The 20,915-nt window shown below is 47.1% G+C and carries 22 protein-coding genes; 2 read left to right on the forward strand and 20 right to left on the reverse strand.

From position 1 onward, the window contains the following. Window positions 1-89: 89 nt before the first annotated feature. From AYW79_RS09950 to AYW79_RS09970, 5 genes are read right to left on the reverse strand one after another with little or no spacing between them, the layout of a single operon-like run. Window positions 90-644 carry a hypothetical protein gene (locus AYW79_RS09950; protein ID WP_067565070.1) on the reverse strand — a complete coding sequence of 185 codons (555 nt, stop codon included), beginning with the start codon at window positions 642-644 and terminating at the stop codon, window positions 90-92. Continuing rightward, window positions 641-1,981, reverse strand: coding sequence for a replicative DNA helicase (dnaB, locus tag AYW79_RS09955; RefSeq protein ID WP_067565072.1), 1,341 nt, complete (start codon window positions 1,979-1,981; stop codon window positions 641-643). Before dnaB ends, AYW79_RS09950 begins: the two co-directional genes overlap by 4 nt. Window positions 1,982-2,017: 36 nt before the next feature. Beyond that, a complete protein-coding gene (lonC, locus tag AYW79_RS09960) occupies window positions 2,018-3,940 on the reverse strand; it encodes a Lon family ATP-dependent protease (protein ID WP_067953009.1) in 1,923 nt (640 codons plus the stop codon). A gap of 13 nt (window positions 3,941-3,953) precedes the next feature. Then, window positions 3,954-4,400, reverse strand: a complete 447-nt coding sequence (rplI, locus tag AYW79_RS09965; protein ID WP_067565074.1) for a 50S ribosomal protein L9 — start codon at window positions 4,398-4,400, stop codon at window positions 3,954-3,956. 21 nt (window positions 4,401-4,421) lie between these two features. Beyond that, complete coding sequence (locus tag AYW79_RS09970; protein WP_067953011.1) at window positions 4,422-5,342, reverse strand: DUF2232 domain-containing protein; 921 nt, start codon at window positions 5,340-5,342, stop codon at window positions 4,422-4,424. 161 nt (window positions 5,343-5,503) lie between these two features. Between AYW79_RS09970 and AYW79_RS09975 the strand changes: the two genes are divergently transcribed. Next, the gene (locus tag AYW79_RS09975; protein WP_067565077.1) at window positions 5,504-6,733 is read left to right on the forward strand and encodes a two-component system sensor histidine kinase NtrB; all 1,230 of its coding nucleotides are present in this window, start codon (window positions 5,504-5,506) and stop codon (window positions 6,731-6,733) included. Between the two features lie 71 nt (window positions 6,734-6,804). Here the strand turns inward: AYW79_RS09975 and rpsR are convergent, their stop codons facing one another. The 7 genes from rpsR to AYW79_RS10010 form a co-directional block, all read right to left on the reverse strand. Next, the gene (gene rpsR / locus AYW79_RS09980) at window positions 6,805-7,035 is read right to left on the reverse strand and encodes a 30S ribosomal protein S18 (protein ID WP_067565079.1); all 231 of its coding nucleotides are present in this window, start codon (window positions 7,033-7,035) and stop codon (window positions 6,805-6,807) included. A 47-nt stretch (window positions 7,036-7,082) separates the two neighbouring features. Continuing rightward, window positions 7,083-7,541, reverse strand: a complete 459-nt coding sequence (locus AYW79_RS09985) for a single-stranded DNA-binding protein (protein ID WP_067565081.1) — start codon at window positions 7,539-7,541, stop codon at window positions 7,083-7,085. Window positions 7,542-7,556: 15 nt separating this feature from the next. Then, window positions 7,557-7,844: a 30S ribosomal protein S6 gene (rpsF, locus tag AYW79_RS09990; protein WP_067565083.1), complete on the reverse strand. Its 288-nt coding sequence runs from the start codon at window positions 7,842-7,844 to the stop codon at window positions 7,557-7,559. Between the two features lie 152 nt (window positions 7,845-7,996). Next, window positions 7,997-9,094 carry a redox-regulated ATPase YchF gene (gene ychF / locus AYW79_RS09995; protein ID WP_067565085.1) on the reverse strand — a complete coding sequence of 366 codons (1,098 nt, stop codon included), beginning with the start codon at window positions 9,092-9,094 and terminating at the stop codon, window positions 7,997-7,999. A 257-nt stretch (window positions 9,095-9,351) separates the two neighbouring features. After that, entirely contained in the window at window positions 9,352-11,319 is a 1,968-nt protein-coding gene (locus AYW79_RS10000; RefSeq protein WP_067565087.1) for a molybdopterin-dependent oxidoreductase, read from the reverse strand. Beyond that, window positions 11,316-11,519: a DUF951 domain-containing protein gene (locus AYW79_RS10005; protein ID WP_067565089.1), complete on the reverse strand. Its 204-nt coding sequence runs from the start codon at window positions 11,517-11,519 to the stop codon at window positions 11,316-11,318. The genes AYW79_RS10000 and AYW79_RS10005 overlap by 4 nt, the downstream gene beginning before the upstream one ends. Before the next feature lie 78 nt (window positions 11,520-11,597). Continuing rightward, on the reverse strand, window positions 11,598-12,170 hold the full coding sequence (locus AYW79_RS10010; protein ID WP_067565091.1) for a hypothetical protein: 573 nt from the start codon (window positions 12,168-12,170) through the stop codon (window positions 11,598-11,600). 119 nt (window positions 12,171-12,289) lie between these two features. Between AYW79_RS10010 and yyaC the strand changes: the two genes are divergently transcribed. Beyond that, window positions 12,290-12,931: a spore protease YyaC gene (gene yyaC, locus AYW79_RS10015; RefSeq protein WP_067565093.1), complete on the forward strand. Its 642-nt coding sequence runs from the start codon at window positions 12,290-12,292 to the stop codon at window positions 12,929-12,931. On the opposite strand, the gene AYW79_RS10020 is transcribed toward yyaC, so the two are convergent. The 8 genes from AYW79_RS10020 to mnmG form a co-directional block, all read right to left on the reverse strand. Next, complete coding sequence (locus AYW79_RS10020; protein WP_067953014.1) at window positions 12,890-13,447, reverse strand: DUF4446 family protein; 558 nt, start codon at window positions 13,445-13,447, stop codon at window positions 12,890-12,892. The two genes, yyaC and AYW79_RS10020, sit on opposite strands and share 42 nt — an antisense overlap. Window positions 13,448-13,465: 18 nt before the next feature. Continuing rightward, window positions 13,466-14,185 (reverse strand): DUF554 domain-containing protein, encoded by a 720-nt coding sequence (locus AYW79_RS10025; protein WP_067565097.1) that lies wholly within the window; start codon window positions 14,183-14,185, stop codon window positions 13,466-13,468. A gap of 37 nt (window positions 14,186-14,222) precedes the next feature. After that, window positions 14,223-15,371 (reverse strand): aminotransferase class V-fold PLP-dependent enzyme, encoded by a 1,149-nt coding sequence (locus AYW79_RS10030; RefSeq protein ID WP_067953016.1) that lies wholly within the window; start codon window positions 15,369-15,371, stop codon window positions 14,223-14,225. Between the two features lie 57 nt (window positions 15,372-15,428). Next, window positions 15,429-16,310: a ParB/RepB/Spo0J family partition protein gene (locus tag AYW79_RS10035; RefSeq protein WP_067565101.1), complete on the reverse strand. Its 882-nt coding sequence runs from the start codon at window positions 16,308-16,310 to the stop codon at window positions 15,429-15,431. After that, window positions 16,307-17,065 carry a ParA family protein gene (locus AYW79_RS10040; RefSeq protein WP_067565103.1) on the reverse strand — a complete coding sequence of 253 codons (759 nt, stop codon included), beginning with the start codon at window positions 17,063-17,065 and terminating at the stop codon, window positions 16,307-16,309. The genes AYW79_RS10035 and AYW79_RS10040 overlap by 4 nt, the downstream gene beginning before the upstream one ends. A 265-nt stretch (window positions 17,066-17,330) precedes the next feature. After that, entirely contained in the window at window positions 17,331-18,158 is an 828-nt protein-coding gene (gene noc, locus AYW79_RS10045) for a nucleoid occlusion protein (RefSeq protein WP_067565105.1), read from the reverse strand. A 119-nt stretch (window positions 18,159-18,277) separates the two neighbouring features. Next, window positions 18,278-19,027: a 16S rRNA (guanine(527)-N(7))-methyltransferase RsmG gene (rsmG, locus tag AYW79_RS10050; RefSeq protein WP_082806698.1), complete on the reverse strand. Its 750-nt coding sequence runs from the start codon at window positions 19,025-19,027 to the stop codon at window positions 18,278-18,280. Then, on the reverse strand, window positions 19,020-20,906 hold the full coding sequence (mnmG, locus tag AYW79_RS10055) for a tRNA uridine-5-carboxymethylaminomethyl(34) synthesis enzyme MnmG (RefSeq protein WP_067565111.1): 1,887 nt from the start codon (window positions 20,904-20,906) through the stop codon (window positions 19,020-19,022). The genes rsmG and mnmG overlap by 8 nt, the downstream gene beginning before the upstream one ends. Window positions 20,907-20,915 lie beyond the last annotated feature (9 nt).

Here is a 20,915-nt window from a genome sequence, read left to right on the forward strand (position 1 = left end):
CCTAACACCTTCGACGCTTCGCCTATCGTCACTAATCTATCCATATTGATAGTATACAGATAGTTTTAATGAGATTCAACGATTACTGTTCAACCCCCCTGAAAAACCCATAGGATTTCATTCGGGTTCTTAATAATCTCCACATACATTCCCAGCTGCTGTTCTAGATTGGCAATCGAATTTCCACCAGACTCATTCAAATACGTAGAGAGTGAAAAATAAGGTGGTCCAAACCACCACGACTTCAGGACGATATAAGCACGCGCGTGTAAAAGAACGCCTTGCCTGAGCACATCAGGAATTTGTGTAACCACAGCGAATTTCGCCCAAAATGAAACAATTGCGATGATGAGAATTAAGGTGACCGTCGCAGAAGTCCGGACAGCGTACTTTTTAAAGCGCAACGCCCGCCGAATTCGCAACCGCCGCTTGCGGCGCCGCGCGCCAGAGCGACTCGATTTCTTTTTTTGACGCGGTGTTGCGAAGGTTTTGCGGGTATTCTTCTGCGTTTTATTCCGTGGTGCAGGCTGCAGTGGGCTGACCAGCCATTTCAGGATGAATAGTGGCGTAATGCGCTCTTTAGGATGTGCTTCCTTGCGTGAAAGGAGTGGATGTGAATCAGGATCATCATTCGTTGGATTCATCGAACGTCACGCTCCAACGAGACAAATTTGTTATAGTTTTTCAGGAAAACAAGATCCACTTTCCCCGTCGGTCCGTTACGCTGTTTCCCGATAATGACTTCGACAATATTCTTCTTCTCAGATTCTGGATCATAATAGTCATCACGGTATAAAAATGCAACAACGTCCGCATCCTGCTCGATGCTCCCTGATTCCCTTATATCCGATAACATGGGACGCTTGTCCTGACGCTGTTCAACCGAACGACTCAATTGAGAAAGCGCGATCATTGGCACGGAGAGTTCGCGCGCCAGTTGTTTGAGACTCCTTGATATCTCGGAGATCTCTTGCTGACGATTGTCCGATCTGCCCTTCCCCGAAATGAGTTGAAGATAATCAATCACGACAAGCCCCAACCCCGACTCCGCTTTTAATCTACGCAGACGCGATCTCATCTCGGCGAGAGTAACCCCCGCGCTGTCGTCGATGAAAATGGGAGACTCCGAGAGTGAACTCATTCCGAGCGACAGCTTTGCCCAGTCATCATCTGCGAGTTGCCCTGTACGCAATACATTAGCGTCGATGTTCGACTCTGCGCAGATCATCCTTTGAACCAATTGCTCTTTAGACATTTCTAAACTGAAGATGGCCACAGGAAGTTTTGCGCGTACTGCTACATTCTGCGCAATATTGAGTGCAAAAGCCGTTTTCCCTACGGAGGGGCGCGCTGCGATAATAATGAGATCAGAAGGCTGAAATCCAGACGTCATCCGATCCAGGTCACCGTACCCAGAGGGTACGCCTGTCATTCCACCACGATTGTTGTAAAGAAACTCTATTCGCTCATACGCGTTCTCAAGAACTTCGCGAATCGCTGTGAATCCGCGGTCTGTGCGTTCTGATGCGAGCGCGAGAATTCGGCGCTCTGCAGTGTCAAGCAAAGCGCCCACATCTTCACCACCAGCATACCCAGAAGCCGCAATCTGTGTCGACACTTGAATCAATCGTCGCAAAAGAGCGCGATCCGCTACAATTTGTGCATGAAATTCTGCATTCGCCGCCGTGGGAACAGATCGGGAGAGGGCAAGCAAGTATTCGAGTCCCCCGGACTCTTCGAGCTTACCAACCTCCTGCAAACGTGACGTCAGCGTAACAAGGTCAACGGGGTCACCCTTTTCGGCTATCGCAAGTGCGATGTCAAAAAGAATCTGATGCGAGCCGCGATAAAAATCCTCTGCGCGCAGTTTCTCTGCTAGTGAAGGGAGAATATCAGGAGCAATAAGGAGCGCCCCGAGGACAGCCTGCTCAGCCTCCACACTCTGCGGAGGAATGCGCTCTGCAATCGCTTCAAGTTCCATGAATTCACCGACCTTTTCAACCTTACGTGATAAGAATTATCGCATGTATTCAGCGATTGTCGGGAAAAACTCCGTTAAAATATCTCGCACGTGACTCACAAACCGAACATTCTCAGACAGATCCTTTGCGATTTCCAAACGATTTTCCGAAGGAACATAGAGTACGCGCACGCCTGCGTGACGCGCTCCATTTAATTTTTCCGGAATTCCGCCCACCGCCTTGATGTCACCGCGGATAGAAAGCTCTCCTGTGAACGCAACATCTTGTGGAATAGGCGTATCTGTCAACACGCTCATCAGGACGACAAAAAAAGCAAGACCAGCCGATGGACCGTCAACAACGCCCCCACCCACAACATTAACGTGAAGATCGTAATGCGCCGTCTCTTCACCAAATACGCGGCGGACGTTCGTCAATGCATTTTGTAGCGCATCCTTTGTCATAAGACCTGCTCGATCATTGACGCGAGCCTCTCCGCGCCGCGATTCTCGGGCTGAAAAAACAGCCGCTTCAATCTCAATCAATCGACCTACATAGTGATGGACTCCTAACGCAAAAACGCGGCCAATTTCATTAGAAGACTGCAAAGTAACCTTACCCTCTGACGCCATACGGTTGACACGTAGAACACTTTGCACATCTCCGACCGTAATTTCCGGACTCTCCATCTCTGAACGAAGGGTCGCAAGCGCATACGCATCGCCGAGTAATCCAACCGCCTTCCTGCCATTCGGGGCAGTTTGACTTATTTTCTTCGCAGCGTCAGGTTCAAGCGTTGTTCCTAATTGCTCTGCGCTCTGCTTTACAATGAGTGCGAGATCTTCGGTAGTTAATGCGTCAAAAAAGATCTCCGCACAACGCGAGCGAAGCGCGGGATTGATTTCTTCTGGTTGACGCGTTGTGGCACCAATCAAAATAAAATCTGCCGGCGCACCTTCTTCAAACAACCTTTTTATATAAAGTGGCACCGCCAAATCTGCTGCATCATAGTACGCGGATTGAAAAGATACCTTTTTATCTTCCAACACTTTTAAGAGTTTCAGCTGGGCGTGCGGATCCATTTCACCAATCTCATCAATAAATAATACACCGCCGTGTGCCTCACTAACTACGCCAAGCTTCGGCTCCGGAACGCCACTACCCGCAAGATCTTGGCGCGTGCCCTGATAAATCGGATCTTGGACAAATCCCAAAAGTGGATCTGTCGCCTCTCTCTGGTTACCGCGCAATGACGTGGCATCAATCTCAACAAAGGGGCTATCTTCGTGAAATCGGCTGCGTCGATATTTTGTAGCTTCTCGCAAGACAAGCCGCGCCACGGTCGTTTTTCCGACTCCAGGAGGACCGTACAGCAGGATATGTTGCGGCCACGGTGAACACATTTTCGCAAGCAAGGAGTGAACCGCATCGTGCTGACCGACAATTTGTTCCAGACGACTCGGTCGCATCGCACTAAAAAGTGAACGGCCAATCGACTGCTGCGCCATCTTCTCAAGGCGTCCATACATACGCAAACTGTGTGGACTTTCCGCACTCTTATTTTTCAGGACGATTTCCTTGCGAATCTGTTCAAGATACTCGAGATGCCTTCTCTCAAGTTCGCTGGCAACCTTCTCATCCAACTGTTCATCCAATTTCTTTCTCGCAGCTTGTTCCACCAGTTTTTCCTCAATCGCCGTCAGCATCGCGTATAAAGCGGCAGGATCGCGTTTGCTTCCTCGCAGAGAGGATTCCTCTTGAAAAAAGAGCTGGTGGAATGCAGTCACCTTTTGTTCAAGAAGCGTAGAACACATCTTTTCCTCAAGTTGATAGTGACGAATTAATGCATCCCACGCTTCTTTGCCATAAAGACGTTCAGCGTAACCCAACAATGAATTCAAACGATCAAGCATAGCCATCGATTCATGCACTGTTTGTTCAACCATAACGGAGTCTTTGTGAGATCGTTTTTGTTGCATACGACGACCAGCCTCACTTTGTAGGATGGACAACCACTTTTACCTTTGCTGTCACATCGTGATGAAGACGCACAGGCACTTCTGATTCACCAACGTGTCGTATAGCATCATGCAACACAATTTTTTTCTTGTCGATGTCAAATCCTGCTTCATGAAGCGCATCCGCGATCTGTTTGGAAGTGATTGCCCCGAAGGTTTTCCCTCCCTCTCCTGTTTTCACATGAAGCGTGACCGTGTGACTCGCTATTTTTTTTGCGAGTTCACGGGCAGAAGCAACCGCTTGCTCCTCTCTTCTTTGATCCGCCATCCGCTGTTGTTCAAGCTCCTTTAATACCTCGGGAGTTACAACCTTTGCCAAGTTTCTCGGGAATAAAAAGTTCCTTGCAAATCCTTCTGAAACATTTTTCACTTCACCCTTTAATCCCTGCTTCGGAACATCTTGTAAAAAAACAACTTTCATGGTTTATCCCCTTTTCATCAATCAAGATTTTGTGAAACGCTGAATCCATTTGCGAACAGAAACAACTTGATCCACGGCACCTAGAAGAATAACAAGATCCAGCACCACAGGAACCATGAGAAGGATAAGTAGAAAAAATATCACAAAGAGCCCAATCCTGCGCCTCGAAAGAATCCACCACACTAACGATATCGCTTGAATCACGAGAAGAAACGCGGTAATCAACCAAACGTTATTAACCAGTTGCCAATAGACGGTTTGCTTTGCGCCAATTCCTAGCGCGACAAGGAGAAACGAGATGACAAAAATCGGGAGAATCGATCTCGGGAATCGAATCAAGCGAAAAAAAGGTTGCACGGTCCTTCCCTCACGGCGATGGACTGCGCGAACGATGATTAGGCTTACGATCGGAATGCTCACAGCAAACACAACCATAAGGCTCGGTAGCAGCAATTGAACTTCAGCCATCAGTTGAATAAGTAGACCACTCGCCGAAAGATTGGTAACTTGCGTCAACTGTGGATTAGTGTGAATTGAAGCTTGCAGTTGTTGTTTTAGTGCGCTTAAAAATGAGTTTCCGGATAATGTTGCCAAAACAAAGCCACATAAAAAGAACGCAATCATGAGCAATGAGGATTGAATGATGGCCAACGCGATCGTCTGTTTTCGCAATCCTTGTGTCAGGAGATACGCCAAGATCCCTACTGAAACACAGAGCAGCATCATGCTCAACCATCCCGCAGTCAAAAAGGAAAAAAGGAACGCAATCGCGAGACTACCTACGGCCCTCCTTGTATAGCCGGCTTCCATGAGATAAACGATTGGCGCAGGAACCACAAGCAGAGCCAAACTTGAAAGCCCTGTAAAAACTGCAACACCCAGAAGGAGAAAAAATAAGGTGCTCGCTACTGCTGCACGCCGATTGGCATCATTCAGATACATCACCACAGATCTTTTCAATTTGGTTATTCATCTATTTTACATGGTGTTCTTCGTTTCCTCCACCTTGTATCATAAAATCGCGCAAGCGAAAGAATCTTCGAATTGTAATTCTTACTTTCTACGATTAAACTTGTATAAAATAGTTAAGGGTGTTGCATTGCATGCGTCCCAATCGCTTTTCACGACGCGCGTCCGCTTTATCAATCCTTCTGATCCTTGGCGCAATCCTAGAAGTTCCGAGCGGATCACATCAGTTCGTCATTGCAATTCTCCTCTTTGCGAGCATACTCGAAGGGTTCTCCTTATGGCACACGGGCCGGCGTCAGACTGTTGCTCATTCAGAAGAATTGCAGCTGATCCAAGACGCGCCTTACGGAATGCTTTTTGTCGACAAAGAAAATATCATTCGATTATGCAATGATTCATCCACATGGATCCTCGGATTAGAAAAAAGTCAGATCCTTGGCAGCACTGTTCACGATCTGTATCGCATCCTGAAAATTGCGTTGGACGAGTTTGGAGAACCTGTTAAGAATTCTATCTGGGATCATGTAATCCGAAACATGGAAATTGAATTTATCAATCCAAAAAGCCAAGATTCACAGACCTTACTGCTTCATCTCACACGTGTCTTCGATCACGAGATGCATCAGCATCTCGGCTACAATGTCTATTTTGAGGACGCAACAGCGCGCACATTATGGGAACGTAAAACCTTGCAAAGCGAGAAGCTGCTGCATGTTGCAGAATTGGCTGCTACGACTGCGCATGAAGTGCGCAATCCACTAACTACCGTGCGTGGTTTTCTCCAGTTACAACAGAAGCGACACCCCGCCGCGGACGGCGAGCGCGACCTTTATAAGATCATGATCGATGAATTGGATCGTGTCAATCTCCTTGTCACCGAGTACATGTCATTTGCGCAGTCACCCGAACACAGCAACTTTGCCGCAGTTGATATGCACGATCTCATTTTAGACGCGATCATTCCAGTTCGTGCAAAATCATCCAATTTAGAGATTGATCTAGTATGCAATAGACTGGAATCTTCCTATGTGCTAGGCAACGCAGAAGAATTAAAGCAGGTGATACTCCACCTTCTTAAAAATGCCATTGAAGCGAGCCACGCGGGACAAACCATTGAGATCCATGGAGTGCAGTGCGAGAATCTTTACCGTGTTGAAGTGATCGACCAAGGTGAAGGAATCTCCGATCTTGCATTTCCCCATATGTTTGATACGTTTTTCACCACAAAGCCAACAGGATCCGGCCTCGGGCTCTCCCTCTCTAAAAAAATCATCGACCTTCACGCCGGTTCACTATATGCATTTTGTGATGAAAAGGGTACCCACTTCATTATGGAACTGCCTCACAACCCGCACGAAAATTAAAAATAAACAAACAGGGTGAGAGACGTTTTAAAACGCTTCTCACCCTTGCCTGTTTATCCCAAGCACTCATCTTATTCGGTTGTATAAGGCAACAGCGCGATTTGACGAGCTTGCTTAATCGCAACCGTAACTTGACGCTGGTGTCCAGCGCAGTTTCCTGAGATGCGGCGCGGAAGAATTTTTCCCCGCTCTGTGAGATACTTCGCGAGTCTTGGAGACTCCTTATAATCCACGACGGCAATCTTATCGACGCAAAATTGGCAAACGCGTTTACGCTTTCCGCCACGACCTTTACGTGCCATGCTGCTCACCTCCATCCTCAAAAGTACACTTGGGCACTACACGCGATCTAAAACGGTAGATCATCATCCACGATATCAATCGAGTGTCCATCATCCGCAAACGGATCATCCTGATAGCGCGACTCACTCATCGGACGTGATCCTTCACTCCGTGTTTGAGTTCCAGTTGCAGACGTAGGCACTGCATCGCCTCGATCTAAGAATCGGACGTTATCAGCGATCACTTCAGCCACGCGCACTTTCTGTCCCTCACGGTTTTCATATTGACGAATTTGAAGGCGTCCTTCAACCGCAGCCATTCGACCTTTGCGCAAATACTGCGCACAAAGTTCACCAAGCTTTTGCCAGACGACGATGTTGATAAAATCTGCTTCACGTTCCCCAGCTTGGTTTGCTCGTTGGCGATCAACCGCAAGTGAGAAAGACGCGACGGCAGTTCCTGTCGCTGTATAACGAAGTTCCGGGTCTTGCGTGAGTCTGCCTATGAGAATAATCCGGTTGAGCATCGTATGGCCTCCCAGTTACTCCTCGACACGCAACGTTAGATATCGCAATACGTCTTCGCTGATCCGCATGAGGCGTTCGAGTTCGGATGTAAAATCTGTGTCAGCATTGTACTGCATCAGGACGTAGTGTCCTTCGCGATGCTCCTCGATCTCGTAAGCCAAACGACGCTTTCCCCATTCGTTCACTTCAAGCGTTTCGCCACCATTCGTGGTAACGACACCTTTAAAGCGTTCAACGAGTTCTTGCGTCTTTTCTGGCTCGAGGTCTGGACGGAGCACGTACAAGGTTTCATACTTGCGCATGCATGTTCACCTCCTTATGGACTGTGGCCCCCGAAGGAGCAAGGTCGGCAAGAATTTGCCTTCAGGTGCCTTTTAGGCACTCACATCATCTGATCATACAACATTCCAGGACAATGCGCCAGTCAATTCCGTTTCGTTTTTCAGCAATCTCCCTAGACATTAAAGCGGAAATGCATCACATCTCCGTCACTCACCGTGTATTCCTTTCCTTCAAGGCGCAACTTTCCCTGTTCGCGTGCGCTCGCATACGAACCCGCATTGACAAGGTCTTGGCACGACACCACCTCGGCTCGAATGAACCCTTTTTCAAAATCTGTATGAATAACGCCTGCCGCCTGAGGAGCGCGCGTGCCCTTGCGGATCGTCCATGCGCGCACTTCCTGAACACCGGCTGTAAAATAGGTAATCAGTCCGAGAAGTTCGTAAGAGGATCGAATCAATCGATCAAGTCCAGACTCCTTTAAACCGAGTTCTTCAAGAAATACATGTTGCTCCTCTGTATCCAACTCCGCGAGTTCCGACTCGATCTTTGCGCTAATCACAACGACTTGAGCCTGATCTTTTGCCGCCACATCCCTGACTCGCTCAACCTCTGGCAAGTTTTCCATTGCAACTTCGCCTTCAGCAACATTCGCTGCATAAATGACTGGTTTTTGCGAAAGCAGGTGTAGATCGCGCAGCCACAGCAACTGCTCGTCCGAAAACTCAATCCTGCGAAGAGGGAGACCTTCTTCGAGATGTGCGGCAACTGTCTCAAAGAATGCTACTTCTTCCTTCACTTTTGTATCTCCGCTCTTGCTCTGTTTCCTTAAACGATCCAACCGCCGAGCAACCGTATCCATATCTGCAAAGATCAATTCAAGTTCAATGGTCTCGATATCTGCAGGCGGGTCAATTCGCCCAGAAACATGCGTAACTTGATCATCTACAAAGCAGCGAACCACGTGTACAATTGCATCCACCTCACGAATATGTGCGAGAAATTTGTTTCCCAATCCCTCCCCTTTGCTTGCACCCGCGACCAGTCCCGCGATATCGACAAACTCAAACGTTGTCGGCACAATCTTTTCTGGATGTACGACATCTGCCAGGGACGCAAGACGTTCATCTGGCACTTCAACTACACCAACGTTGGGGTCGATTGTACAAAATGGGTAGTTTGCCGCCTCTGCGCCCGCTTTTGTAATCGCATTAAACAGCGTCGATTTTCCTACGTTTGGCAAGCCTACAATGCCCGCTTTTAGCGACATGCTTTGTCACTCCATATTTTAGATTCAATGTGGGCTATCCCGCCATAAAACTTTGTATATTATTATATACGAAGGGGATATTTCCACCCGATACAACAAAAGATACCTTCATTCAAATCGCACTCCACGTCCACTCAAACGAAAGGAGGAATCATCAATGAGAAAACGGTTAAGAAGATGGCGTGAACGTCTTCGCAGAGCCAAGGGTGCTTTGGCATTAGTTTCACGCGCACCGACACAAGACCGCGACCGATTTGTCAGTTAACGTGGTTTTTTTCGTCTGTCGACTGACCGTGTTTTATTATTTTACACCACACGTCGTACTGCGCACTGCTATCCCCAAGATCTGCCTTGTGTGACGACGTAATCTCATTGATACCTCGCTGTCCTACTTCCAACCATAGGACGTCGTCACGCGAAGCGGACGGTATGGACTTTACTTGAGCTTGAATGCAACCTACGGGCGTCTCAACAGTAACCATTTCCAATTGCTCTAACTTTTCTCGTTGCGTGGCTCCCTCTGAGATGAAAAGTAAAGGAATCTCACGTTCCGATCTGGACCCTTCAGTCTGGGAATTTTGGCGATAGACAGGATGAATGGTCAATAGCCGAAATGGGTACTCCGTTTGTGGTTCATCGACAGAAAAATGCACTCGCGACACTCCCTCACCGCTCATGAGTTCAACCTTTCTGGAATTCGTCAAAAAAGAACGATCATAATAGGCCACGGGCGCAATCGGAAACTTGCGATACCCATTGATTTGCCACGCCCTGAATTCATCTTCTGTGAGACCGATCGCCGTTTGAATCGCCGTTTGTGGATCGACGCTCTCCACATTGAGTTTCATCACATCCGCCAGTTCATAGAAAATCTTCCAATCGGGCTTCACACCCTCAGGAGGATCGACGACCGGATTGGCATACGTCGCGTACGGATTCCACATGGTTGTCACCATCGCGTCTTCTTCCTCAAAAATGCTCGTGGTCGGCAAAACATAATCTGCGATGTGTGCAGTCTCCGTCATGAACATATCGACGACAATGACCGTGCCGATCCCGGAGATTGCTTGTCTCATCTTTTGCGTGTTCGGCACCTGTCGCAACAAATTGGTTCGCGACACAAACAAAACATCCACACTCGGTTGCGCGCGAAGGATCTCCTCTGCCTGAGTCGTTCGCGACATCACGCGTCTCTGAATCGTTCGTTTTCCTGAGAGATAATCCCAATTCACAAAGCGAGCCATTTCTCGATTTGCATAATTGGCTCCACCGCCAGGCACTCCGATTTGACCAGTTATGGCGCAGAGCGCATCAATGGCGCGAATGGTATTCCCGCCATTGCGATAGCGCTGCAAACCGATGCCAAGCAGCGTAGTCGTTGGCTTCTCTGCGTAAAGATTAGCTAACACTTCAAAGTCTCGAAGCGAGATGCCACACGCACTGATTACACGCGCTAGATCATACGCTTCAATCAAGTCTTGAAACGCTGCAAAGCCTTGTACATGCGTTTGAACAAATTTCTGATCATACCTACCATCAGCGATGAGTTGACGACACAATCCCAGCGCCAGCGCCCCATCCGCTCCAGGCTTCGGCCTGATCACGTAATCAGCCATTCGATCCAAAGGCGTCGGCAGTGGATTCACAATGGTGAGCGTCGCTCCTCTTGTTTTTGCCTCCTTGAGGAATGGAATGAGGTGCTGATTGGTCACGCCTGCATTTCGGCCCCATAACACAACATGTTTACTATGCGCCGCCATATCGTCGGGAGAGTGGCTCCGTGCTTCGCCAAAATCTAGCGTTTGTGCCTCAAGCCCTGCGTCCCAGCATAAACTTCCTACCGTTTCCGTAAAACCATCAAGGGCATAAAAAAATCGATCTATCAGCGACTTTGTTAGACCACTCGATCCATAATCATAAGAGTGCATGATGGATAGTGGTCCGTGCAAATCAATCGCCTGTTTCATTCGTTCTGCGATCTCGTAATATGCCTTTTCCCAGGAAATTGCTTCCCAACCCGTGGCTGTGCGCTTTAACGGAGTTAAGATGCGTTCTGGATGACTGTGTCGCTTAACGACATTGTGTCCCCGCACGCAGAGTCGACCCTTTGTAATCGGATGATCCGGGTCTCCCTTTACTTCAACGATCTTCCCATCATCTACACGCGCAAGCATACCGCATGTGTCATAACAGTCTAATGGACATGCCGTCTTTATCCATGTCATTGTGCTGTATCCCTTGACTGAATAATTTTTTTTAGCATCTTTTCAAAGTCCCTGCGTTGCATGAGGACACTTCTTCCACAATGTCTACACTTAATACGAATATCCATACCCATGCGAATAATCTCCCACTCATTCGTACCACAGGGATGGGGTTTTTTCATGACAACATAGTCGCCGAGATGAAATTCTTTTTCAATCATGAAGTAACTTCACCCGTTCATTATTACATGATTTTAACCAAAACGACTTCCCTCTTCATCATCTTTCCGAGAATTGTATCAGCTAAGAATACCATTTCTGTAGATTAGCGTCCACAGATGAATGAGTAAGGATGCCCGCAAAATCGAATTCAATTCACTAGCGTGGCTCCAATAACTTAGAATTGCAATGCCGCGTACCATTTCCAACACCACGTAGAACCCAGCAAGCATGCCAAGCCATCCACCGATTCTCTGTTGCCCTTTGCGCGCGAGTTGATCTGGCCACACGTTAGAAAAAATACGAATCGCCATGAAGAGACCAAACGCAACAGAAAAAGCATACATGATCGCATAACTCTGGCGATACAATGATAAGAAGATGCTATTTCTTTGATTGAACACCGTCAGAATTCTCATTTTATCTACAGAAACCGGACGGACAGGAGCGAGTAAGTTACGTAAATAGTTAAGAATCACATTTTGGTATGTGCTATCTTGACGAAACAGCTGAATCCATGGCGCCGCCCATTCTGCCGCACTGATGGTACCCACGAATACAGAAAGCCATAGCAGTGTCCGAAATCCTCCTATGCCATGCCCAATGAGTACTATCCATGCAAGTACTAGAACTGCCAAAAGGTCAATGATCATCTCAAACCCTCTTTGTCTTGTCACCAATTCTCGTCCATCTCTGAATTGTATGCTGACAAGAAGTATAATCTGACTCTTCCTCGTCACATACTGTACTAGTAAGTTCTCATTGGGACGTGATGGATCTGTTCAATAAACCTGCTTCAGGAAATCCTATTCAGATTGACTACACAGACGCTCAAGCCGAATCGACCCTTGCAAACGCTTTGCATCAACATCTTGCAACGCGCGATCAGCGTCGACCTCTGATCATCCTTTGCATTGGGACGGATCGGTCAACGGGCGATGCACTTGGCCCGTTTGTTGGTACTCAATTGCGTGAACAGAATCAGGATTTTTATGTGTTTGGCACGCTGGAAACGCCTGTTCACGCTGTCAACCTTAAAGATACCATTCAACACATCGAATACTCCTTTGTTCATCCCTACATCATCGCCGTGGATGCGTGTCTAGGTCAGACAAGCAGCGTTGGGAAAATTCAATTTGCACAGGGGCCGCTCAAACCAGGAGCCGGTGTAAACAAAAAACTCCCGGAAGTGGGAGATGTCCACATCACGGGAATTGTAAATGTCGGGGGCTTTATGGAGTATTTTGTCCTTCAAAACACGCGGTTACAGTTGGTTATCTCAATGGCTAGAGTCATTGCAAGTTCCATTGAGCAAAGCATTTCAAGCCACATTAATCATGAATTGATTCAAACGGAGAAAACGTCTGCTACGTTAACCAGTCGACTTTGGAGTCAAATGTTTCGGAATGCCTGAGACGGTTTCTGTCGATTGTTTCATCGTGCGAACAATCACTTCCCGTTCTTCGTCAGTCAACGTGTACGTCGAAGTCCCTTCTTCAAGTGGTTTAGCATAAACACGTGAGTCTTCACGACCATAAATGCTGCTTAAAACAGCGCCTCGTCCTTCTTCATCAACAAGAGAGAGAGAAAAACTGAGATCATTTCCCGGTTCTCGAAAAGCGTTGTATCGAAAAAGTTGAACGCTTGATACTTTTGACTTGAGTCTCATTTCATGCGACTCAAGTTGGCTCGTTAACATGCGTACTTGATTGTGAAGCATTTCATTCTCTTGATGAATCGTTCGCATCAGTGCCTCTAGATCCACACCTTCTTGATTTCTCACTAACTGACGGTAGCGCCGTTTGAGGCCTCGAACACTTCCTGATGAAAAGAGTGCAATTAAAAGCGTAATCAGGCTGAGAATAAGACTTCCCGCCGCGATGGAAAGCAGAATACCCGGTCGATAAATCGTTGTCAAAAATGAAAGCACGATGAACGCTCCTGTACATTAAATGTGGAGAAACGAAAGTACCGAACCAAGATGCAGTCCAATGTATCGAAACAGTGCTACAACAAACATGCTCGGGAGTAAATTACCCACCCTTATCTTTGCAATCTCGAGGACGTTCAACCCAATGCCCACAATAAGTATACCACCGACTGCCGTTACATCTGAAATGATCACGGCATTCCGAAGATGTGCTCCGAAATAGTGAGCAATCGCAGCGAGTCCACCTTCATAGAGAAGGATCGGAAAAGCAGATAGTCCAATCCCTATGCCCATCGTTGAGGTGAAAATGACAGACGAAAATCCGTCGAGCGCGCTTTTTAAGTAAAGTATTGTATTTTTACCACTTACTCCACTCTGAATGGATCCCAGAATCGCCATGGAACCCACCCCATACACTAAGCTCGCAAACACAAATGCCTGAGAAAGTTTCCCGCCAGAGTGTCCTAGTTTAGACTCTAGCCATGATCCGAACATCTCAAGTTTACCCTCAAGATCGAAGAGTGAACCGATCACCCCGCCCACCACGATAGACAGCACGACATAAAGGGTATCACCCGGCGCCTGCAATGCCATCGACACACCGAGTACCGCAACAAATATTCCCATACCTTGCATCACGGTTATTTTCAATCGCTCGGGAATGCGGTGAAACACTGCACCGATAAATGTTCCAATCAGGATTGCAGCCGTGTTGACGATTGGCCCTGCAAAAAACACAAAGGATCCTCCTTCATTATAAATCCATTACTGATTCTCACACGATTGCTTGGACAATTTCTGTCATTGCGTTAATAAATGTATCAATTTCCTCTACTGTCGTAAACGAACTCACACTCACTCGAACTGCACCTGTATCTTTGGTGCCATTTTGTTGATGAACATCGGGTGCACAATGGAGTCCTCCACGAACCGCAATGTGATAGTGCTGATCAAGAACAAGTACAATTTCATTCGATTGATACCCCTCAACCGTAAAACTAAGAATTGGTAATCGATATGCACCATAGGGAGGACCAAGTATCGTAACACCCTGTAATCCGCGGAGTCCTACGTACACTTTTTGAATGAGACGGAAATCATGTTCTTGAACAGTTTGTATTCCTACGTCCCGAAGATAGCGTATTCCCTCTAACAGTCCCGCGAAACCGGGGGTGTTTCTCGTTCCACTCTCTAATCGCTCAGGCATGCTTGAAGGTGCATCTACGGATTCAGAATCCCCCCCTGTACCACCAAGTAAAACGGGGTTCAATCGTATACCAGGCGCTACATAAAGGCCACCTGTTCCCTGCGGACCATAGAGACCTTTATGGCCGGTAAACGCAAAAAGATCAACGCCAATTTCCGTAACGTCAATCTCTTCATACCCGACTGTCTGTGCCGCGTCAACCAATACACGGAGATTGGGATACGCCTTTTTCATCTGTTTAACAATGGTTCGCAAAGGAATGATTTCCCCTGTCACATTGCTTCCGTGAGTCAAAATAAGCATTTTTGTGTTGTGATTGCATGTTTCTAACAACGTGTTCAGCATGCCATCTTCTTGAAGCTGCACACGATCGACATCTACACCTTGCATTAGAAGTCTTTCAAGAGGACGGCGAACGCTATTGTGTTCCAACCCTGTCGAGACAACATGATCACCCGGCTCTAAAAAACCAAACAAGGCTACATTGAGTGCCTCTGTTACATTTTGAAGCAACGCGATCCTAGAAGGATCCTCGACATGAAATAAATGAGCAAGTTCTACCCGTACAGTATAAAGCAATTGATGTGCTTCACGCCCCATCGCGTGACTGCTGCGTCCTGGATTTGCTCCATTATTTTTCAACCAATCTCTCACTGCGTCATACACTTGAGGCGGCTTAGGCCAACTCGATGCTGCATTATCAAGATAGATCATCATTTTATCCATCTCCAATAGCCCAGATCAGAAACGATCTTTTAAACATACACGTTTCGATTAATTTTGTTCTGTATGAACAATCGCCAGAATTCGTTCTAAATCGTCAATCGTATAGTACTCAATTTCTATTTTCCCCTTGCGTTTTCCTTGTTGAATGCGTACAGCCGTACCTAGGCAATCACGAAATAGTGACTCATACTCTTGAAGTGTCGAGGATCGCTCCTCTTTTTCCTCTTTTTTTCTCTCCATCTTATTTGTTTCACGTGGAACATTGCGATTCTCCTGCACAATCTGTTCCACATCGCGTACGCTCAACCCTTCAGATTCGATTCGTTGCGCCAGCTTAATCTGTAAATCCGCTTGATCAATACCTAACAGGGCTCGAGCGTGACCCATCGAAATTGTTCCACGTGAAACACTTTCTTGAAGTGACGTAGGCAAACTGAGCAGTCGGATTAAATTTGCAACATGCGAGCGACTCTGACCAACCCGCACTGCCATTTCTTCTTGTGTTAACGAGAAATGTTCCATAATCCGAACATACGCTTCAGCGATTTCTATAGAATTTAAATCCTCGCGTTGTAAATTCTCAATAAGTGCAATCTCCATTGCATCGCGATCGCTAAAATTGCGAACCACTGCGGGAATTTCATGAAGACCAATCTGCTGAGCCGCGCGAAACCGTCGCTCCCCGGCAATAATTTCGTATCCAAATCCGACAGCTCTTTTTCTCACAACAATCGGTTGCAAGACGCCATGCTCTCGAATGGAATCGACAAGTTCCCGCAACTTATCAGGGTCGAATTCGCGTCTCGGTTGATAAGGGTTGGGGGAAAGCTCAGAAACTCGAACCGTTTGAGTTAGTACATTACCTTCATCTTCCGTCATTTGCGGAATTAACGCTTCAAGTCCCTTTCCAAGCCCACCCTTTGCTTTCATAGACCAATCACTTCCTTCGCAAGATCAAGGTACACCTCAGCACCTCTCGATTTTGCATCATACTGAAGAATCGATTTGCCGTGACTCGGCGCTTCACTCAATCTTACGTTGCGAGGAATGATCGTTTGGTAAACCTTCTCTCGGAAATACTTTTTTACATCTTCGATCACCTGGATACCTAAGTTTGTCCTTGCATCGAGCATCGTCAGAACAACGCCTTGAATTTCAAGTGACTTATTAAAGTATTTCTGAACATAACGAATCGTACTTAGCAATTGAGTTAATCCTTCAAGCGCATAATACTCACACTGAACTGGAATCACAACGGAATCAGAAGCGGTAAGTGCATTGATCGTGAGAAGCCCAAGCGATGGAGGACAATCGATGAGGATATAGTCATATTCAGATCGAACATCGGCTAACGCATGCCGCAAGCGAGCTTCACGCGCTATCGTAGGTCCTAACTCGATTTCAGCACCAGCCAATTGAATCGTCGCAGGGATGATCCATAAATTATCCTGATCCGTAGTCACAATCGTCTCGTGAGGTTCGACCTCATTCATAATGACGTCGTATATGCAATTGGGAACATCCCCTTTGTTAATTCCGACACCCGACGTCGTGTTCCCCTGTGGATCAATGTCAACAAGTAACACTCGTTTGCCGAGCGATGCGAGACTCGCACCTAAATTGACACTTGTCGTAGTCTTTCCTACGCCACCCTTTTGGTTGGCGATCGCCATCACTCTCGCCATAATCCATACCTCCGATAAACAAAAAAAGAGCCCATGAAAACAACCCATTTCAATAAATTATAGAATGTATCTCATTGTACGTGAACTACGACGAATCATCGCGCGTGTTCTGCCAACCTATTGTACAAGACCTAAGGGATGCACGTCTAGCAATAAACCAGATGATAACGAGTAAAGAGGGTGACAAAAATGCCCTGATTTCACAGCGAAGATCAGGGCTAGCGCTCCACCGAATGATGTCCTGCCAGCTAAATGAGTAAAAACATCAATCGTTTCGCTTTGGAACGCGAATCGTGAATTGATAATAGTCATCCTGTTCTTCTTCAACCGCATCAAGACCCATACCCATATTCCTGATCAATTGCAAGGATTGGCGAATCGTGTTTATCGCTAACCGAACGTCTTTAGATACGGATATTTTTTTTATTTGCTTGCTTTTTTGTTGCCGGTCGAGAAGAAACTTAACCCTTATCTCTGTCTGTTTAACATTCAGATCTTTCTCAAGAATTTCCTTCAAAACCGCTAGTTGCATATCTTCTTTCAGTGACAGAAGTGCTCTCCCATGCCGTTCAGAGATTTTACGCTCCATCAACTTCTGCTGCACATCCGAATGAAGATGAAGAAGACGCAACTTATTAGCCACAGTGGATTGACCTTTACCAAGCCGTTGAGCCAAACTCTCCTGTGTCAAGTGGTGGATCTCGATCAATTGTTGATAAGCTCGCGCTTCTTCAATCGCAGTCAAATTTTCACGTTGAAGATTTTCAATTAATGCTGCCGAAGCCGCCTGTGAATCAGAGAGTTGCCGAATAAGCGCCGGAATCGTTGCATGACCTAAAAGCTGGACAGCGCGGAAACGGCGCTCTCCTGCAATAATTTCATAGCCATCACCAATACTTCTCACAACAATAGGTTGGATAACTCCATGCGTTCGAATGGTTGCCGCGAGTTCTTCAATTTTATTGTCATCAAAAACCGACCGAGGCTGATACCGATTTGCATGGATTTGATGAATCGGTATTTCCCTCAACTGAGCCTCTTTCCGAGGGATTTGTCCAACAACACCAAACCGTCGATCTGCAGAATCAATCATATCTCATACCCCACTCGTTTTCGATCTCGTGAAGAACATCGCCTCGATAATAAACACACTTTCTGCATAAGATTCGGAAATCCTTCAGTGACTTGCACATTCGACAAAACTAGTGAAGATCAACGAATTTTCGACGTGACAGCAAGCGGTGTCCGTAATGCCTCACCAGGCTTTCTCGGGAAATTTTTAGGCGTTGGCGCCAATTTTTCAACCTCAACAAGGGTACGCCTTCCCGCTCCGTCAGGTAGTTCATATTCACTGGTCTGTGTGTGCGTCCCTTTTAACATTCTCACCGTAATTGCCGCCTCACTCACCTCATCGACGACACCGGGACCCTTCATGGCAATGAGCGTTCCATACGGTTTAAGAAATGGCATCCCCCACTCTACAACCGCGTGAAGTGGCGCTAATGCGCGCGCCGTAACAACATCAAATGAGTCTCGGTAGGTATCCAAACGCGCGAGTTCTTCAGCTCGCGCGTGAATCGTTTGAACATTCACGAGCCCCAATGCATCGCGTACATCCGTTAGGAAATGAACCCTTTTCCTAAGCGCGTCACACAGCACAATCTCTGAATCTGTAAAAACAATCCCCAGAACGAGTCCAGGAAACCCCGCACCTGAGCCGAGATCGAGGATGCGCGCCATCTTTCTTCCTTTTAGCGCACGCGCCAAAAAAAGACTGTCGATAAAATGTTTTCGTATCACATCATTGAGCGTAACAATCGCCGTAAGATTGACAGACTGATTACGCTCAATGAGCAAATTAAAATACGTCTTAAAAAGTTCTATTTTTTTATCGCTAAAATCAAAACCGAGTGATCCAGCGAACTGTTGCAGTCTGTCCCACGTGCAATCCATATCAGCCATTGGCCACCTCTTGCTTATTAGAGGATTCCATATAGATCAACAAGACAGAGATATCTGCGGGGGTTACGCCTTCAACGCGCGACGCCTGCCCGATATTACGCGGGCGAATGGCTGAAAGTCGCTCCTTCGCCTCATTCGAGAGTCCGCGAATTGAAGCAAACGATATACCGACAGGAAGTTCTTTTTTCTCAAGTTTTTTTTGACGTTCAATCTCTGCTTCTTGACGTTTGACATACCCTTCGTATTTCAAGTCAATCTCAACTTGAGAAGTCACTTCGTCTGAGAGTTCAACTTCGGACGGCCGAAGATCATGAATCTTTCCATAATTAACTTCTGGTCGACGCAAGAGTTGTGCAAGACTTTGCGTCACTTTTGGCTGATCGACACTCAGTCCAGTAAAAAGTGCATGAACATCGTCCGGTTGCACCTTCGTCTTGTTGAGACGATCTTTCTCCTGATGAATAAGCGCTTGTTTACGCAAGAAACGCTCGTATCGTTGCAGCGGCAAAAGGCCAATACGATAGCCTTTTTCCATCAAGCGGGCATCCGCATTGTCGTGCCGCAAAAGAAGGCGATACTCCGCTCTCGACGTAAGCAACCGATACGGTTCTGTCGTACCTTTAGTGACAAGATCATCAATCATGACACCAATGTACGCTTCTGAACGATCCAGAATCAGCGGTTCCCTCCCAAGAACCGAGAGAGCCGCATTGATGCCTGCCATTAAGCCTTGACCTGCTGCTTCTTCATATCCTGATGTGCCATTGATTTGACCCGCAGTATAGAGTCCTTTAATCACCTTGGTTTCAAGTGTAAGATCGAGTTGCGTAGGAACCATCGCGTCATACTCAATGGCGTATCCTGGACGCAACATCTCAACTTCCTCAAGGCCCTTGATGCTGCGCAACATTCTTACCTGAACATCTTCTGGCAGGCTCGTCGACATCCCTTGAACATACCATTCTGCAGTGTCCCTTCCTTCTGGCTCCAGAAAAACTTGATGAGAAGGACGCTCTTTAAAACGCACGACCTTGTCTTCAATACTTGGGCAATAGCGAGGGCCACGACCTTCTATATCGCCAGAGAACATCGGTGCACGATGCAAATTCTCGCCAATAATCTCGTGTGTCGCCGCACTGGTATACGTGAGATAGCAATTCAATTGCTCACGTTTTTCAATGTCATCGCGGAACGAAAATTGCAGCGGCTCCTCGTCACCTGGTTGAACGGAGAGATGTTCAAAGCGAATGGTATTGCGATTCACGCGGGGCGGTGTTCCTGTTTTAAACCTCACTAACGAAAAACCGAGATCAATTAAGCTATCCGTCAACTTCAGCGCAGGCAGTTGCCCATTCGGACCACTCTGATACGAAACATCCCCAATGATGATACGACCTCGCAAATACGTACCCGTGGTAAGAACGATCGCACGCCCTTCGTACTCTGCCCCCGTATTCGTGCGCACACCTGACGCGCGATCGCCCGCAGTTAAAATTTCCTCCACCATGCCCTGTTTCAAAGTAAGATTCGGTTCATTCTCAAGCGTTTGTTTCATCAATCTTCCGTAGGAGGCTTTATCCGATTGAGCGCGTAGTGCCTGTACAGCAGGTCCTTTCCCTGTGTTCAATAGGCGCATTTGCAGATACGTCAAATCCGTGTTGTACCCCATTTGCCCGCCTAGCGCATCGATCTCTCGAACAACGATCCCTTTTGCCGGGCCACCAATCGATGGGTTGCACGGCATAAAAGCAATCGTGTCCAAATTGATCGTTAACAACAGCGTTTTACAGCCCATTCGAGCGGAAGCAAGCGCCGCTTCAGAGCCGGCATGCCCTGCGCCAATGACGATGACGTCATAGATTCCAGCTCGATACCGCATTTCAATTCC

This window comes from Ferroacidibacillus organovorans, from assembly GCF_001642725.1.
Classification (GTDB): Bacteria; Bacillota; Bacilli; order Alicyclobacillales; family SLC66; genus Ferroacidibacillus; species Ferroacidibacillus organovorans.

Excerpts from the sequence above, each read along its gene's own strand:
- AYW79_RS09950 (WP_067565070.1), bottom strand. The coding sequence starts at position 644 with ATGAATCCAACGAATGATGATCCTGATTCACATCCACTCCTTTCACGC.
- dnaB (WP_067565072.1), bottom strand. The coding sequence starts at position 1,981 with ATGGAACTTGAAGCGATTGCAGAGCGCATTCCTCCGCAGAGTGTGGAG.
- lonC (WP_067953009.1), bottom strand. The coding sequence starts at position 3,940 with ATGCAACAAAAACGATCTCACAAAGACTCCGTTATGGTTGAACAAACA.
- rplI (WP_067565074.1), bottom strand. The coding sequence starts at position 4,400 with ATGAAAGTTGTTTTTTTACAAGATGTTCCGAAGCAGGGATTAAAGGGT.
- AYW79_RS09970 (WP_067953011.1), bottom strand. The coding sequence starts at position 5,342 with ATGTATCTGAATGATGCCAATCGGCGTGCAGCAGTAGCGAGCACCTTA.
- AYW79_RS09975 (WP_067565077.1), top strand. The coding sequence starts at position 5,504 with ATGCGTCCCAATCGCTTTTCACGACGCGCGTCCGCTTTATCAATCCTT.
- rpsR (WP_067565079.1), bottom strand. The coding sequence starts at position 7,035 with ATGGCACGTAAAGGTCGTGGCGGAAAGCGTAAACGCGTTTGCCAATTT.
- AYW79_RS09985 (WP_067565081.1), bottom strand. The coding sequence starts at position 7,541 with ATGCTCAACCGGATTATTCTCATAGGCAGACTCACGCAAGACCCGGAA.
- rpsF (WP_067565083.1), bottom strand. The coding sequence starts at position 7,844 with ATGCGCAAGTATGAAACCTTGTACGTGCTCCGTCCAGACCTCGAGCCA.
- ychF (WP_067565085.1), bottom strand. The coding sequence starts at position 9,094 with ATGTCGCTAAAAGCGGGCATTGTAGGCTTGCCAAACGTAGGAAAATCG.
- AYW79_RS10000 (WP_067565087.1), bottom strand. The coding sequence starts at position 11,319 with ATGACATGGATAAAGACGGCATGTCCATTAGACTGTTATGACACATGC.
- AYW79_RS10005 (WP_067565089.1), bottom strand. The coding sequence starts at position 11,519 with ATGATTGAAAAAGAATTTCATCTCGGCGACTATGTTGTCATGAAAAAA.
- AYW79_RS10010 (WP_067565091.1), bottom strand. The coding sequence starts at position 12,170 with ATGATCATTGACCTTTTGGCAGTTCTAGTACTTGCATGGATAGTACTC.
- yyaC (WP_067565093.1), top strand. The coding sequence starts at position 12,290 with ATGGATCTGTTCAATAAACCTGCTTCAGGAAATCCTATTCAGATTGAC.
- AYW79_RS10030 (WP_067953016.1), bottom strand. The coding sequence starts at position 15,371 with ATGATGATCTATCTTGATAATGCAGCATCGAGTTGGCCTAAGCCGCCT.
- AYW79_RS10035 (WP_067565101.1), bottom strand. The coding sequence starts at position 16,310 with ATGAAAGCAAAGGGTGGGCTTGGAAAGGGACTTGAAGCGTTAATTCCG.
- AYW79_RS10040 (WP_067565103.1), bottom strand. The coding sequence starts at position 17,065 with ATGGCGAGAGTGATGGCGATCGCCAACCAAAAGGGTGGCGTAGGAAAG.
- noc (WP_067565105.1), bottom strand. The coding sequence starts at position 18,158 with ATGATTGATTCTGCAGATCGACGGTTTGGTGTTGTTGGACAAATCCCT.
- rsmG (WP_082806698.1), bottom strand. The coding sequence starts at position 19,027 with ATGGCTGATATGGATTGCACGTGGGACAGACTGCAACAGTTCGCTGGA.
- mnmG (WP_067565111.1), bottom strand. The coding sequence starts at position 20,906 with ATGCGGTATCGAGCTGGAATCTATGACGTCATCGTCATTGGCGCAGGG.